Raw genomic sequence first — 15658 nt, forward strand, 5'->3', positions numbered from 1 at the left:
CTATAAAGGAGTATGGTAACATGCAGCGATATTTTATTGAGACGACGATAGAGGAAGCACGTATTAGCGGTGAGGATGCGCGACATATTGAACGAGTAATGCGTATGAAAGAGGGCGATAAAATCGTTGTAGTTGCACAAAATACCGCCCACATTTGTGAAATCGTAGCCTTTGAAGGAGACGAGGTACACGTTCAAACTACAGGTGAGATCATTCCTTCACCAGAGTTACCTGTTCATGTAACAGTGGCATGTGGTTTGCCGAAGGGAGATAAGTTAGAACTTATTACACAAAAGGCCACAGAGCTTGGAATGTTTGCTTTGTTACCGTTTGAAGCGGAGCGTTCCATCGTTAAATGGGATAAAAAGAAGGGTGTCAAAAAGCAAGAGCGGCTACAAAAAATTGCAAAAGAAGCAGCTGAGCAATCCCATCGTACACATATCCCAGCTATTTATGAACCAATTTCATTTAAACAGTTAGTTGAACAAGTAGACCATTTCGACGCCGTTTTTATAGCAGATGAAGAGGATGCAAAAGCAGAAAAACGCACAAAGTTTGCAGAGAAGCTAAAAAACGTGTATGACAAAAAATCAACATCTATTCTTATTATCTTTGGCCCAGAAGGCGGCATTGCACGAAAAGAAGCCGATGCTCTTCTTCAAGCAGGAGCTCAAACGATGTCTTTAGGACCTCGAATTTTACGAGCAGAAACAGCCCCACTCTATGCACTGTCGGCAATATCTTATGAATTTGAATGAAACAACATGTAAGCGTAAATTGCATGTAAATATATGAGGTTATGGATAGATTTGGAAGACTTTTAAATGACTGTTTTTATGAGTAATCCTAGAAGTAGAGCTGATTCAATTTTGAATCGGCTCTATTTTATTGCACTCAAAAAACATGTTGAAAAGATTGATCATTAGTAAAACTTCGAATTTGGATAGTGCAGAAAAATGATTCTTGGATATCAAAGCCAATTTGGGGTGTCGCGGAATATGGGATAATCAACGAAAAGGAAGTAAATAAATTAATAAGCTCATTAACTTTTTTGTAATTGCTACTATGATCTAATCTGCTTTTTTAATCGCTACAGGTTTATATACGATTTCATTTCCTAACGTTTATTTGAAGTAGGTAAAATACCAATCACCATTTCAATAGTAGCTTTTGGTACTTGGACTAGATTGAGCATGCTACATTTACGGGGAAATAAAAATGCAAAAGAAAATTTTCTTAAATGATAAATACTATTAGACCAGGCGCCCAAAATGATGGGTACCTGGCATTTTTTTGTTCATTATTATCCCGCAACCCAAAAATCCTTTTTTAAAAATGAGTAAAAAAACTAGTATACACGTCTATTCATAGATTTAACGGCTACATATTCTATATGGAGAGCTCTAAAAAAACTACAAAATGAAACGAGGGAAATTATTTGAGTAATCAATTAGATCCAATTCAATCTTGTCCAGTAACATCAACAGAACAAATACCGTTAAATACTGCTGCTACTCCACTAGTGGTTACACCGGTAACGACTCCAACTATTAAAGTTCCGGTTGTACTTGCAGAACCAACACTTCAAATAGTTGTGGAGGCAGATATTCCTCTTGCTCCTGCAGCAACTGAAATCAAAAGAGTGAAAAAAAATGTATTCCTAAATCAAGTGAAATTAGTACCGGTTAGATTTACACGTATTGCAGGCACTGACTTTTTTATGGTAACAAGGGCTAAATTATTTGTAGCAGGACATATTCGCAAAAATATAGAATATGCTTCAGCAGCATGTAACGGGGCGCTTCAAGATAGAATTGCCGATGTTCCGTTTTCTGGTTTTACAGACCTTACTTTCCCACAAATAACAGGAGGTGCTTTCCCAATCTTAGGAATTTCTGAGTTTGCCGAAGCGAACTTCCTTAATGAAACTACGCAAATGGATGCTCGATTGGATAAGGCTTTCTTCCAAAATCTCGTTAAATACAATGAACAACCATTTGGCGAATTAGTAGCAGCAAACTTCTTTGAACTTGATTTTTCACCAGTTATGACAGATCCAGAAGGCACTTTCGACACATTACGTGAAAAAATCGTACTAGAGCTTACTGTAAAAGTACTGCAAGTTCAACAAGTCCGCCTTGGAGCAGGCACTAGTGTAATAACTCCTAATCTTTTAGGGCTTACTCCTCCAGTTAGTCCATAATAGATCCTCCTACTAGATCTTGTTAACCTCTAATTTTTAGAGGAGGAAATTAGAGATAAAAGGACATTTTAGGGTTTAGCATTTGTTAGTACTACGAGCACACTGAAATAATCTAATATTTGATGTGGCAGTTGATAAATCGTATTTTCAACTGCCATTTTTCTATAATAATCAGTAAAAAAAACTAGTATACACGTCTATTCATAGATTTAATGGCTACATATTCTATATGGAGAGCTCTCAAAAACTACAAAATGAAACGAGGGAAATTATTTGAGTAATCAATTAGATCCAATTCAATCTTGTCCAGTAACATCAACAGAACAAATACCGTTAAATACTGCTGCTACTCCACTAGTGGTTACACCGGTAACGACTCCAACTATTAAAGTTCCGGTTGTACTTGCAGAACCAACACTTCAAATAGTTGTGGAGGCAGATATTCCTCTTGCTCCTGCAGCAACTGAAATCAAAAGAGTGAAAAAAAATGTATTCCTGAATCAAGTGAAACTAGTACCGGTTGCTTTTTTACGTATTGCCGGCACTGACTTTTTTAGGGTAACAAGGGCTAAATTATTTGTAGCAGGACATATTCGCAAAAATATAGAATATGCTTCAGCAGCATGTAACGGGGCGCTTCAAGATAGAATTGCCGATGTTCCGTTTTCTGGTTTTACAGACCTTACTTTCCCACAAATAGTAGGAGGTGCTTTCCCAATCTTAGGAATTTCTGAGTTTGCCGAAGCGAACTTCCTTAATGAAACTACGCAAATGGATGCTCGATTGGATAAGGCTTTCTTCCAAAATCTCGTTAAATACAATGAACAACCATTTGGTGAATTAGTAGCAGCAAACTTCTTTGAACTTGATTTTTCACCAGTTATGACAGATCCAGAAGGCACTTTCGACACATTACGTGAAAAAATCGTATTAGATCTTACTGTAAAAGTACTGCAAGTTCAACAAGTCCGCCTTGGAGCAGGCACTAGTGTAATAACTCCTAATCTTACAGGGCTTACTCCTCCAGTTGGTCCTACTGTAGATCCTCCTGTTATTCATCCTACTGAACCTTGTTAATTTCTAATTTTTAGAGGAGGAAATTAGAGATAAAAGGACATTTGAGGGTACTTAAAAAATCCAAAATTTAAGCTAGCAGTTGAAAAGTCGATTAAATCGAATTTTCAACTGCATTTTTTCTATAATAATATCGATCGTAAATGCACTAATAGATGTTATCAAAATAATTAAGGTGAAGAAAATAATGGAAAGATAAAATTTTAGTTTTTACTAAGCAATCGTCTCTCAAACGCATAAGTATCTCAATTGCTACTGAGATCTTTGAAAGTACTCGGTGACAAAAGTAAAAGTAATGCATAAAATGGATTGTAATTATAAGTGCAACACATAGATCAATAAAAGTAGCTCATAGTTTGAATTTTATTTGGATTTTCACCAAAACGTGTGGTTGATTTCCGTTCCGACTGGGTGCTTTGTAGCTGCCGCTTCGCTGCAGGATCTCGGGCCAACAGATGTTTTTTGCGCGAAAGCGTAGTGCTAACGTAGCGACAGCAGAGGGTTTTGTCTGTGCGAAAGCGCAGCGACAGCAACAGCACCGATGTTGGTCACGAATGCGTTATCATAGGCTGTGATGGTTTTAGCCTTAGTCCCCTGTCGCTGATCCCCAAGGAGTCGCCCAGTCTACACTCCAATCAACTTATTTACATAGTAGACGTGTTAACAAAAGTCATCCACAACTTTCGGCAGATATTGGAGAAGGGGAAGGAAATCGCTGTTTTTTTACCAATCTAATCATCAAGGTAAGTGGAAGAAATAAAAAATGAAAAACGGGTTACTTCGTGAGTTTTCCCTGAAGAAAACAGACTATGTATAAGTCTCTCTAGAAGAATTCATAAAATCTTATCACAAAAAATAAATCGATCAAAAAGACTTCTTGACTGGAAAAAAGCGTAAGAATTTTTACGGATTGACTGTTACACTTTTTTGTCAAAACATTATTTGGGAGTGAACGAATGAAAACTCCATGGATTAATTATAGAGAGATGAAAGAAATAAGTTCCAAGCAAAAAGTTTTTGCCTATTGTAATAACCTCCTGACTAAAGAAAAAGAAGATGAAACTACTGCAGCGCATCTAGATCCCAATCGTGAGATACTCTTTTCTTCTGAAGTTGATGCTGAGGATGAAATAAATGAACTCCTTGATATAGAAGAGGCGGATGAAACCAATTCTGTAGAGGAACAGGAACTTGTAGCGTATCTAGACTCCGATTGTGGGTTACTGATCCCTGCTGAAATGGATGTTGAAGATGAAAAGAATAATCTCTTTGATATAGAAGAGACGGATGAAACCGATCCTGCAGAGGAACAAGAACTTGTATCGCATCTAGGGTCCAATTGTGAGCTACTTATCCCTTCTGAAATTGATGTTGAAGATGAAATGAATGACCTGCTTGATATAAACGAGGTAGAAGGAACCAATCTTGTGGAAGAACAGGATTTTGCATCTCATCTAGACTCTAATCGTGAATTTTTAAGTTCTTCTAAATACAATAGGGATGATAAAATTATGAGTCCTATTGATACAGAAGAGTTTAAGGAAATCACCCCTACAGGTCCGGAAAGTGCATCTACTGGGTCAGTGCAAGGAACAGTATGTTCTAGAACAAATAAAATTCAAATTTCTACTCACGTGGAAATTGATGATTTTCTTCATGCTCCGATATGTGGTGAGATTGTTAAAAATACATTTGATTTTCTTGATCTAGACAATCATCTTACTCCTCAATTTGAAACCAAGCTATTTCATACTACAACAGATTATCCTGAATTGCCTGAATGTCGTTTGGTGAGCTCTAAATTTAATGAAATTATATTTTTAATGAGAACTAATACTTATGATAAGAATAATCGGAAGAGTTATCCATCTAAATTAGTTGGAACTCCCTTACATAACACACGATCAATTAAACAAGGAGAAACGAATAATCACTCTTACAGTTCCGATGACTTTATACACATTAGAGCTCCAGTTGTAGTAGGGGAATATAAAATAGAAATATGCCTTGAAGAGAATATCGAATTTGAAGAAGGAATTGCGGGAGTTAAAGATATCTCAAATGAGGTAGTATTAACCGATTGCAGATTCGTTCCTAATCAGTTTTCTCAATCATTAGGTAATGGGACATGTTCAGCATTGAAGGGGAATTTATCTATTGAAGGTTATATTCATCAGAGTATTGAATATACTGCATCTCACACTGGGGATGTAGTTCCTGCACAAAATGAGTCATTAAATCAAACAAATCAAATGTGCCAAAATATAGTAGTAGAATTAGTCATTCATATGCTACAAGCACAGAAAATTCGAGTGCCAAGGATCTAGAGGATACTTGAAACTTATCTCTCTGCTCAAAAATCTCTTTTTAACTTTTTGTATCGAAAGCGAAGCACGGGTACAGAAGTCTCTCACCTCTAAAGGTGGTGAGATGAATGCGGTGTTTTAGGTTACTTTTCAGTGGGTGTACAAACATCCGTTGAAAAGGAATTCAGTCTAAGAACGCCACGTCCTGTAGCAATTGTGCGAATGCGACAGCAATAAAAACACACGACTGAGTGTCCAACATCATGTTGCTGTCGCTGCGCTTTCGCACAAAAAACATCATGTTGCTGTCGCTACGTTAAAAACTGCGTTTTCGCACAAAAAACATAAAAACCAGTATATACGTCCATGAATAGGTTAAATGGCTACATATTCTAGCGATATGAGATTACTCATAAAAAAAATGAAAAGAGGGATTTTTTTTGAGTGAACAATTAGATAATCAATTAGATACTCATGTCAATCATAAGGAGCCTTGTCCAGTAGCATCAACTGAACAAATACCATTAAATAGTGAGGCTACACCAGTTGTCGTTACACCGGTAACGACTCCAACTATTAAAGTTCCAGTTGTCCTTGCAGAACCAACACTTCAAATAGTTGTAGAGTCAGATATAACTCTTACTCCTGCAGCAACTGAAATCAAAAGAGTGAAAAAAAATGTCTTCCTAAATCAAGTGAAACTGGTACCGGTTGCTTTTGCACGTATTGATGGCACTGACTTTTTTAGAGTAACAAGAGCAAAATTATTTGTAGCGGGACATATTCGCAAAAATATAGAATATGCTTCATCAGCATGTAATGGGGCACTCCGTGATAGAATTGCCGATGTTCCATTTTCTGGTTTTACAGACCTTACTTTCCCACAAACAATTGGAGGTTCTACTCCGATCTTAGGAATTTCCGAGTTTGCCGAAGCGAACTTCCTTAATGAAAAAACGCAAATGGATGCTAGATTGGATAAAGCTTTCTTCCAAAATCTCGTTAAATACAATGAACAACCATTTGGCGAGTTAGTAGCTGCAAATTTCTTTGAACTTGATTTCTCACCAAAAATGGCAGCACCAGAAGGTACTTTCAGCACATTGCGTGAAAAAATCGTGCTAGAGCTTACTGTAAAAGTACTGCAAGTTCAACAAGTCCGCCTTGGAGCTGGCACTAATGTAATAACTCCTAATCTTTTAGGGCTTACTCCTCCTATGAGTACGTAATAACTATAGTTTTAAGAGAAGCAAGACAAATAAAAAGGCATTTTTCTGCAAAAACGAAAATACACATGTAGTATTTAATGGGCACTGATAAAAATCCTATATTTGACTAGGCAGTTGAATCTAATTTTTAACTGCCTTTTTGCAATTTAATAACTAACAGAATAGATTTTTTACAAGGGGTATTGGGAGGAACTAGGGGGAATTAAAAAACGATTCATTCATTAAGATATTCATAGCAATTGACTCTACATATTTTAATATCTCAAATGATTTAACCTTTTTCAGCAATTATTTTGGTAGCGACAGTAACACAGTTTTATATGAGCGAAAGCGAGGCGACAGCAACACGATTTTATCTGTGCGAAAGCGAAGCGACAGCAACAAGGTTTTATCTGTGCGAAAGCGAAGCGACAGCAACAATAATAACAACACGCATGACTGAATGATAAAATGGCCGTTTTTGGTTTTAGTGGAACAGCCTATTAACAAGAAGGTACTCAATATTACGGTACCTATTTTTATACAAAAAAATAAGACTAACCAAAAAGCTAGGCTCATTATCTTTATTTGTGCTATTATTAGACACGTTGATAATTTAATTTATGGTAGTGTACTCTTGAAAGGATGATATATATTATGAGTAACGAGCGACCGAAAATCGTGAGTTTCCATACTCTAGGTTGTAAAGTAAATCATTATGAAACAGAAGCAATTTGGCAACTATTTAAAGAAGAAGGCTATGAACGTACGGAGTTTGATCGTCAAGCAGACGTTTATGTCATTAATACATGTACTGTAACAAATACAGGGGATAAAAAATCACGTCAAGTGATCCGTCGAGCTATTCGTCAAAACCCAGACGCGGTCATTTGTGTTACAGGATGTTACGCTCAAACATCTCCTGCAGAAATTATGGCGATTCCTGGCGTTGACATTGTGGTAGGTACACAGGATCGTACAAAATTACTTGGCTACATAGACCAATATCTTACTGAACGCCAACCAATTAATGCTGTACGCAACATTATGAAAAATCGTGTGTATGAGGAATTGGACGTGCCTGCATTTACAGACCGTACACGCGCATCTTTAAAAATACAAGAAGGCTGTAATAACTTCTGTACGTTTTGTATTATTCCATGGGCACGTGGGTTAATGCGCTCTCGAGATCCCCAAGAAGTATTGAACCAAGCCCAACAACTTGTAGATGCGGGGTATCTTGAAATTGTTCTAACGGGTATTCATACAGGTGGCTATGGACAAGACTTAAAAGATTACAATTTAGCTCAGCTACTACGTGATCTAGAGGCGAATGTAAAAGGCTTAAAACGTCTTCGTATTTCTTCAATTGAGGCAAGTCAATTAACAGATGAAGTGATTGAAGTTTTACGCGAATCCAATATCGTTGTAAACCATTTACACATTCCAATCCAATCTGGCTCTGATACAGTTTTAAAACGTATGCGTCGTAAATATACAATGGAGTTCTTCGGTGAACGCTTAACTAAACTACATGAAGCTTTACCAGACCTGGCTGTCACTTCTGACGTAATCGTCGGTTTCCCAGGAGAAACTGAGGAAGAGTTCATGGAAACATATAACTTTATTCGTGATCACAAGTTTTCTGAATTACACGTATTCCCGTTCTCTCCACGTACAGGAACACCAGCTGCACGCATGGAAGACCAAATTGACGAGGACATTAAAAACGAACGTGTTCACCGATTAATCGCTTTAAATGACCAATTAGCAAAGGAATATGCTTCTCGCTTTGAAGATCAAGTGCTAGAGGTAATTCCTGAAGAATTCGTGCATGATGGAAGCGATGAGGAAGGACTATTAACAGGTTATACAGATAATTACTTAAAAGTAGTCTTTGAAGGTCCTGAAAGTCTTATCGGACAACTTGTGAAGGTGAAAATTACGCAAGCCGGATATCCTCACTCTAAAGGACAATTCGTTCGAGTATTGGAAACTGTAAAATAAAGATAAAGTACCTATGAATAGAAACACCGTTCAAATTTGAGCGGTGTTTTGCTCTATTTTTTTAAAATAATTTGAATTCATCTACTTTCATTCAAAATTAGACGGAAACGTTAAAAAATGTTATGATGCCAAAAGAGGTACGTACAACTTGTTGATAGAAGGAGCGTCTAATAAAATGGAACAAAATTTCGCGCGTATGATTGATCACACATTATTAAAAGCTGAAGCTACAAAAGAGCAAATCGAAAAACTGTGTGCTGAGGCAAAACAATTTAACTTTGCTTCTGTTTGTGTAAATCCAACTTGGGTAAATTATAGTAGTGAGCTTTTACAAGGCACAGAAGTTTTAGTGTGTACTGTAATTGGCTTTCCATTAGGTGCTAACACGCCGGCTGTGAAAGCATTCGAGGCGAAAGATGCGATTGCTAATGGTGCTAAAGAGGTAGACATGGTTATAAATATCGGTGCATTAAAAGATAAAAACTATGACCTTGTGCAAGCAGATATTGCTGCAGTTGTAGAAGCGGCAAAAGGCAGTGCTCTTGTAAAAGTAATTATAGAAACTTGCCTTCTAACTGAAGAAGAAAAAGTAAAAGCATGTGAGCTAGCTGTGGCAGCTGGTGCTGACTATGTGAAAACATCAACTGGCTTTTCTACTGGTGGCGCAACAGCAGAAGATATTGCCTTAATGCGTAAAACAGTAGGCCCAGATCTAGGTGTAAAAGCTTCTGGCGGTGTACGAAGCTTAGAGGATATGAAAATGATGATTGAAGCTGGCGCAACTCGTATTGGCGCAAGCTCTGGTGTAGCTATTATGAATGGATTAATCGCAGATTCTAATTATTAATAGTAATGAAAATCCTTATATAGTAAGTATTACGGGGCTGTTCTTTATGAACAGCCTCATTTTTAGGCCCAAATTCGTTTAAACTTTGACTAAATGCCTCCTCCAATTCCTTCAGAGCATGACCATATATTTCGTAAATCCTTTTATGCGTGTTTCCTAAACGTTCTGCTATGACCTTCACATTCAGTCCACGATACAATAAAATAGTACATTACGTATGTCTTAAATCATGTAAAATTATTTTAGGAAGCCTGGTCCTTTGAATAATCTTATACTTGATTTTAGCTGTATTGTTCGGTGCTTTAGGCTTCCCTGACAAATGTGAGATAAAAACAAATGTATCATCATTTTCGTATTCATCTTCATCCATCAGTTTTAGGCCATACAACAACAATTTTTGCTTACACCATTTTTTATAGGTTTCTAATTGCTTCATAACAGGAGAATTTAGAGTGCTATTAACAGTGGGAAGGTGCAAACGAACTCGAAAGAATCTGATACGGAGAGTTACTATGTATAAAATAATTTTTATGAACAAAACATATAGTTTAGACAAAAGAATCTAATTAGCCTAAATTAGATAAAATAGTCTAATTAGATTATTTCAGAGTGAAATCGGAAATTATTATAAAGACCATACACATGATAGGTGGTCTAAAATGCTATTATTAAATTAATGTCTCAATGCAATGTCCTACCGTTGAAATGCTGAAATTCATTGGGGGAGTAAGCATGAATCTTTTAAATTTGAAACTTAATCAATTATTTTTTGCTCTTAATAATTAATATATAAATAATCAAGCAGCTGCAAAAATGTGGTTGCTTTTTATTATGGTCAAAAGAAAACAGGTCTCTAGTGAGTAGCTGGTTTTTTACTTCGACCTTATACTTTCTCCTTTAACCCCAATCTTCACTTTTGGAAAATCTTTATCATGAAAAAAGTTATGTTAAATGCTATTCCAATCCATACATGTTCGGCGTTTAAGTTCGTTAGAATCCCAAAATAGCATTTCATTCGAACCCTCATTTATTTTTGCTTCTATGGCTTCTTTAAGGGCTTTATTCACTTTATCAAAAATTTATTTTAGCTATATTGAGCGTTTATTTTAGTTTGATACCTTTATCATATGGAATCCACAATAAACATTATGATCAGGAGGAATTCAATTGAAAGATATGTCAAAAAGTATAATCATAAATAATCTGTGTAAAAAACATCAAGGTAAAGATATATTAAAAGGTATTTCATTTGAAGCAAAGCAAGGAAGAATAACAGCTTTTCTTGGTCCGAATGGTGCAGGGAAAAGTTCTACTATGCGGATTCTTCTTGGACTGGACTATCCCTCATCGGGTATCGCAACCTTTGCAAGCAAAGAATATAAAAGTTTTGATAAACCATTACAAACCGTAGGAGCTGTATTTGATGGGGTTGGAGGAGTGCCATCCAGAAAAGTAAAAACTCATCTTCGTATAGTAGCGCAGAGTAATCAAATCGCGCAAAATCGTGTGGAAGAAGTTTTACACGAAACAGGATTATTTGAAAAAAGAGGTTCAAAATTAGGAACACTATCATTGGGCGAAGGACAACGGCTTGGACTAGCAAGTGCACTTTTGGGCGACCCCCAATATCTTGTACTTGATGAACCAACCAATGGACTGGACCCCAGGGGTATGCGCTGGTTTCGTAAGTTTATCCGTAACCAAGCCAATCTAGGGAAAACGATTTTGCTATCTTCTCATTTTCTTGCCGAAATTGAAGAAATTGCAGACGATGTGATTGTCATTCAACATGGACAAATTGTAGCCAGCGGTGACCTGCCCGCTGTCATGAAAAATCTTGCATCATTAGAAGATGTATTTTTATCCCTTACAAGTGACGGTGATGATCATGAATAATTTTGTTTGTATAGTCAAGGTCGAATTTTTTAAAATAGTTGCACGTAAATCATGGTGGATGGTTCTTGGTTTAGTTGTTATTGTACAACCACTTTTGGCGATGATGAGTGCTAGCGAGCTAGTTAAAATAGGATTAGATGCGTCTCCTGCAACACACCCTGACTTAGTACAAGCAATACCACCTTTAGAGTATCTTGGATTTGATGACATTGTGCCCTTTGGATTACTTCCAATGGTTGTTTTAGGAGGTCTTATTGGAGCAAGCGAATATCGCAATCATAATTTACGTGTAACATTATTATGCTGTAGCCACCGTATAAGCGTTTTTATGGCAAAATTAATCGCTATATTAACGAGCATTACGATTATTTCATTTTTATCTATCTATCTCACTATTATGGTTACTCATGCTAAGCTAGGAGCGCTAGGATTAAATCCATTCACTTTAAGTCCGATCACATGGGCGTTTATTGCTTACTCAATTTTAACTTGGATGTTATTAACACTGCTTGCGTTTTCGATTGGAATGCTAAGTCGCAATGCCATTGTTCCTTTCATTTTCCTCATTCCTCAAATATACGGTTTAGCTCATTATGTAGCTTCAAAATGGAGCCTAGGAGAATATCTTCCAGTTACTGCGGGTGAATTACTTATGGCATCCCCTACGAACACTTTATCACATGACCCCATTAAAGGTGGCTTCATATTAGGTGCATGGACAATTCTTTTGTTACTTGGTGCTATGTATTCATTTGTTCGCCGAGATGTTGGAGGTGCTTACTAATGTGGAAATCCGCACTTCGTAGTGAATGGGCAAGATTCTTTTCCTATCACTGGTGTATCTGGGGTATGATTGGAGCTATTTTATTACCTCCTGTCGCTTTATTATTTAGTGAAAACAATTTTGGTGGGATAAAACTTCAAGAGGAAGATGTCGTGGCTCTCTGTTTGCGATTTCTATATTTAGGGCAAGCAGGGATTGTGGTAGCAATGGCTGGTTTTTTAGGCCAGGAATATACGCATTCTTCTCTTAGAACGACGCTGCTTACCGTTCCCTCACGAATGAGATTGTTTCTGACAAAGAAATTAGTTGTTGTATCCAGTACTATAATCGCCGGCATACTTTCTAGTATATTATGCTTCATCGTGATCATAGCTAAATACCAATATGTATTTGCCAATGATGTAGTAACGAAATTTATAACGGCTGTTTCTCTAGCAATCATCAGCTGGATCGTATTAGGGTGTATCTCTGCTAGTTTATCGATTATTACCAAGTCCTTAATTGTACCGATTGCTGTTTTATTCCCTATGATTATCGGAGGAAGTCAAATGTTGTTGGCTGTTACAGAGGTGGCGAAATATCTTCCCGATCTTGCTGGAATGAATCTGTTCTTGATACCGGAGCAAAAAACTTTTTTAGCATTAGGGCTAGGTGTGACAATTCAACTTATATGGGTAATTTCATTGGAATGTACTTCTGCTTATGTATTTCTTAGACGGGATATTCGCTGATGATACATTGATAATAGTCATCTTTTCTGATCATCTTGTGGGTATTTATCAAAAGAAATTGTTAGAGCAATGTATCGTGTAACATGGATTTACTATTATAATGTCATTAATAGCCATTGTTATATTTTACAAGTGAAGGTCAAGCGAAAGGAGATTAGGTATGGGCAAGAAAAAAATATTAATCATTGAAGATGAATATGATTTAGCAAGCATGATTAAAAAATATCTTTTGCTAGAACAGTACGATGTAGAACTTTCATTGAACGGTGGGAAAGCATTAACCGCATTTGATATGTTTAAGCCAGATATGATTTTATTGGATATTATGTTGCCAGAAAAAGATGGATTAGAAATTCTACGTCAAGTGCGGATGAAATCAACATTACCAGTCATTATTATAAGTGCCAAAGAAACAGAGTTAGATCGTATTCTTGGACTTAAAATAGGTGCAGATGATTACATGATAAAACCCTTTTCGATGAAAGAATTAGTTGCACGAATAGAAGCTATATTCAGAAGAATAGACAATTATTCAAGAAGTACTATCGACAAGCAGATTTTAAAATACAACCAATTTCGCATTGATGTAAACTCCAGAGAAATCAGTCATAATAATAGCCAATTGAACTTTACAGCAAAAGAATTTGATTTATTTGTGTTTCTTCTTCAACACCCAAAACAAGTTTTTAGTAAAACCCAGATATATGACAATGTTTGGGGTATTAACGAATACGGGGATATGAACACAGTGACGATTCACGTTCAGAAAATTAGAGAAAAATTAGGACAAGGACATGAGATTACTACGATACGAGGTATTGGGTATCGTTTCGATGGAGTCTTGCTATGAAAAAAACGATTGTTCGTGACTTAATACATATTTGTTGCGTTTTCTTCCTATTCTTGTTGCTTATTTTTTCACTCATCATGGAAGCAAAGGTTTTGTGGATTTATCTTTTAATCATTGCACCCCCTTTTGTGCTACTCTCGATTTATACGATACTGTATGTAAAAAAGAAAATCATCAAACCCATCAAATATTTAAGCAGTGAAGCAAGGTTTATTTCTGCTGGTGATTTATCACGAAAAATAGAACATAGGTCAAATGATGAAATGGGAGATTTTATTTCAGTTTTTGATTCTATGAGAAGTACATTATACGAACAGCAGAAACAGCAAGAGCAATTTGAAATGACTCGCAAAAACTTTATCGATAGTATTTCACATGATTTAAAAACACCGCTTGCTTCTATCTCGGCTTATATAGAAGCATTGCAAGATGGAATTGTTTCTACTCCAGAAGAAGAACAACAATATTTAAAAGTAATCGAAAACAAAGTGGCCGTATTAACCAAACTATCAAATCATTTAAGTATGAGCTATGAAACACCAGATACCTTATCTTTGTCATCGCAAAAAGTGAACTGTTATAGTTGGTCTGTTGATTTTCTAAGCGACATGGAAGTGGAATGTGCGATGAAAGGTGTAACTTCAGAGTTTGTTAATGCTGTTCCCGATAGTGATAAACATAATATATGGATTGATATTTATCAATTTGATAGAGCCTTACAAAATCTTACGAGCAATGCTTTTCGTTATTATGAAAAATATTTTTCCATTTCTGTAGAAATTAGAAATGATCAATTTGTAATAGTGATTAAAAATGATGGTGCAAAACTAGATAATCACAATTTAAACAATATATTTGAAAGGTTTTATACAGAAGAAGAAGTAAACGAAAAGGGACATCTAGGATTAGGACTGTATATATCAAAAACGATTATTAATGCAATGAATGGTGAGATAAAAGTGAAAAAAGAAGCAGAAATGATTCAGTTTCAAATTGTTTTGCCTATTTTATAAAGATAGATGCATAATCGATTGGAGAAATTTGAAAAATCCAGCGTAAAGACTGTTGTCAATCGGTAATAAAAAACTATCGTTTGAGAGCTCGTTTTTCATATGTGTAAAAGCGGTAGTTAAAAATAAAGCTATCGCTTTTTAGTATGATTTAATTCATAGAAAAGGGAGCACCCATAGTGATCCATCCCTTTTAAATATGTATAGCAAATGTTACGGGGCTGTTCCTTATGGACTAGCCCCATTTTATTTTCACTTTTGTATTTTTTGGAAGTCTATTGATAGAAAATATACATTTCGTGAAATTCATCTTAATTTCACGTTAAAATGAATCCGTATCTTAAATAATCATATTTTAAAGCTGCTTTAATTCCCAAATTTAATATTTGAGCAAGTTGATAAATTTCCTATTGATTTAAATCAATTATGTAACCTAATAATTTATTGTATTTGTTATCGCTCTTTTTAACTCATAGTAGATGATGTATGATGAAGAGTAATTGCAAAAAAGTATTGGGTGGAATATCATAATTTTTATGGTGATAAGTAAAAATCTATACTTTCTAAAAAAGTTCTTATGTGATTATTGGACCGATTATTGTTGTCTGTATAAGATTAGTGTATAGATGTGCATCAAATTATTACATAAATTAGTAACATCGATAACATAGATTATTTTAGGATTGAATGGGTAGATGTAACGAATTGATTATTCGTAAACTACTATTTTTTAATCTTAATT

General features: G+C 35.8%; 12 protein-coding genes. All 12 read left to right on the top strand.

Features of this window, described 5'->3' with window-relative positions:
• The first annotated feature begins 20 nt into the window (after nt 1-20).
• The 12 genes from MWJ95_RS13545 to MWJ95_RS13600 all read left to right on the top strand — a co-directional run bounded on the left by MWJ95_RS13545 (nt 21) and on the right by MWJ95_RS13600 (nt 14919).
• A complete protein-coding gene (locus tag MWJ95_RS13545) occupies nt 21-758 on the top strand; it encodes a 16S rRNA (uracil(1498)-N(3))-methyltransferase (RefSeq protein ID WP_249072583.1) in 738 nt (245 codons plus the stop codon).
• 680 nt (nt 759-1438) lie between these two features.
• The gene (locus MWJ95_RS13550; protein WP_249072582.1) at nt 1439-2203 is read left to right on the top strand and encodes a CsxC family protein; all 765 of its coding nucleotides are present in this window, start codon (nt 1439-1441) and stop codon (nt 2201-2203) included.
• Between the two features lie 273 nt (nt 2204-2476).
• The gene (locus tag MWJ95_RS13555) at nt 2477-3280 is read left to right on the top strand and encodes a CsxC family protein (RefSeq protein WP_249072581.1); all 804 of its coding nucleotides are present in this window, start codon (nt 2477-2479) and stop codon (nt 3278-3280) included.
• A 953-nt stretch (nt 3281-4233) separates the two neighbouring features.
• A complete protein-coding gene (locus tag MWJ95_RS13560; protein ID WP_249072580.1) occupies nt 4234-5604 on the top strand; it encodes a BC_2427 family protein in 1371 nt (456 codons plus the stop codon).
• Between the two features lie 419 nt (nt 5605-6023).
• The gene (locus MWJ95_RS13565) at nt 6024-6812 is read left to right on the top strand and encodes a CsxC family protein (RefSeq protein WP_249072579.1); all 789 of its coding nucleotides are present in this window, start codon (nt 6024-6026) and stop codon (nt 6810-6812) included.
• Nucleotides 6813-7448: 636 nt separating this feature from the next.
• Nucleotides 7449-8798 (top strand): tRNA (N(6)-L-threonylcarbamoyladenosine(37)-C(2))-methylthiotransferase MtaB, encoded by a 1350-nt coding sequence (mtaB, locus tag MWJ95_RS13570; RefSeq protein WP_249072578.1) that lies wholly within the window; start codon nt 7449-7451, stop codon nt 8796-8798.
• A gap of 175 nt (nt 8799-8973) precedes the next feature.
• A complete protein-coding gene (gene deoC, locus MWJ95_RS13575) occupies nt 8974-9645 on the top strand; it encodes a deoxyribose-phosphate aldolase (RefSeq protein ID WP_249072577.1) in 672 nt (223 codons plus the stop codon).
• Nucleotides 9646-10821: 1176 nt separating this feature from the next.
• Nucleotides 10822-11541, top strand: coding sequence for an ABC transporter ATP-binding protein (locus tag MWJ95_RS13580; protein WP_249073023.1), 720 nt, complete (start codon nt 10822-10824; stop codon nt 11539-11541).
• Complete coding sequence (locus MWJ95_RS13585) at nt 11534-12325, top strand: ABC transporter permease (protein ID WP_249106027.1); 792 nt, start codon at nt 11534-11536, stop codon at nt 12323-12325. Before MWJ95_RS13580 ends, MWJ95_RS13585 begins: the two co-directional genes overlap by 8 nt.
• Nucleotides 12325-13056, top strand: coding sequence for an ABC transporter permease (locus tag MWJ95_RS13590; protein WP_249106029.1), 732 nt, complete (start codon nt 12325-12327; stop codon nt 13054-13056). Before MWJ95_RS13585 ends, MWJ95_RS13590 begins: the two co-directional genes overlap by 1 nt.
• A 160-nt stretch (nt 13057-13216) precedes the next feature.
• Nucleotides 13217-13906, top strand: a complete 690-nt coding sequence (locus tag MWJ95_RS13595) for a response regulator transcription factor (RefSeq protein ID WP_249072574.1) — start codon at nt 13217-13219, stop codon at nt 13904-13906.
• On the top strand, nt 13903-14919 hold the full coding sequence (locus MWJ95_RS13600; RefSeq protein WP_249106032.1) for a HAMP domain-containing sensor histidine kinase: 1017 nt from the start codon (nt 13903-13905) through the stop codon (nt 14917-14919). Before MWJ95_RS13595 ends, MWJ95_RS13600 begins: the two co-directional genes overlap by 4 nt.
• Nucleotides 14920-15658: the final 739 nt, after the last annotated feature.

This window comes from Lysinibacillus sp. Bpr_S20 (assembly GCF_023337835.1).
GTDB lineage: Bacteria > Bacillota > Bacilli > Bacillales_A > Planococcaceae > Lysinibacillus.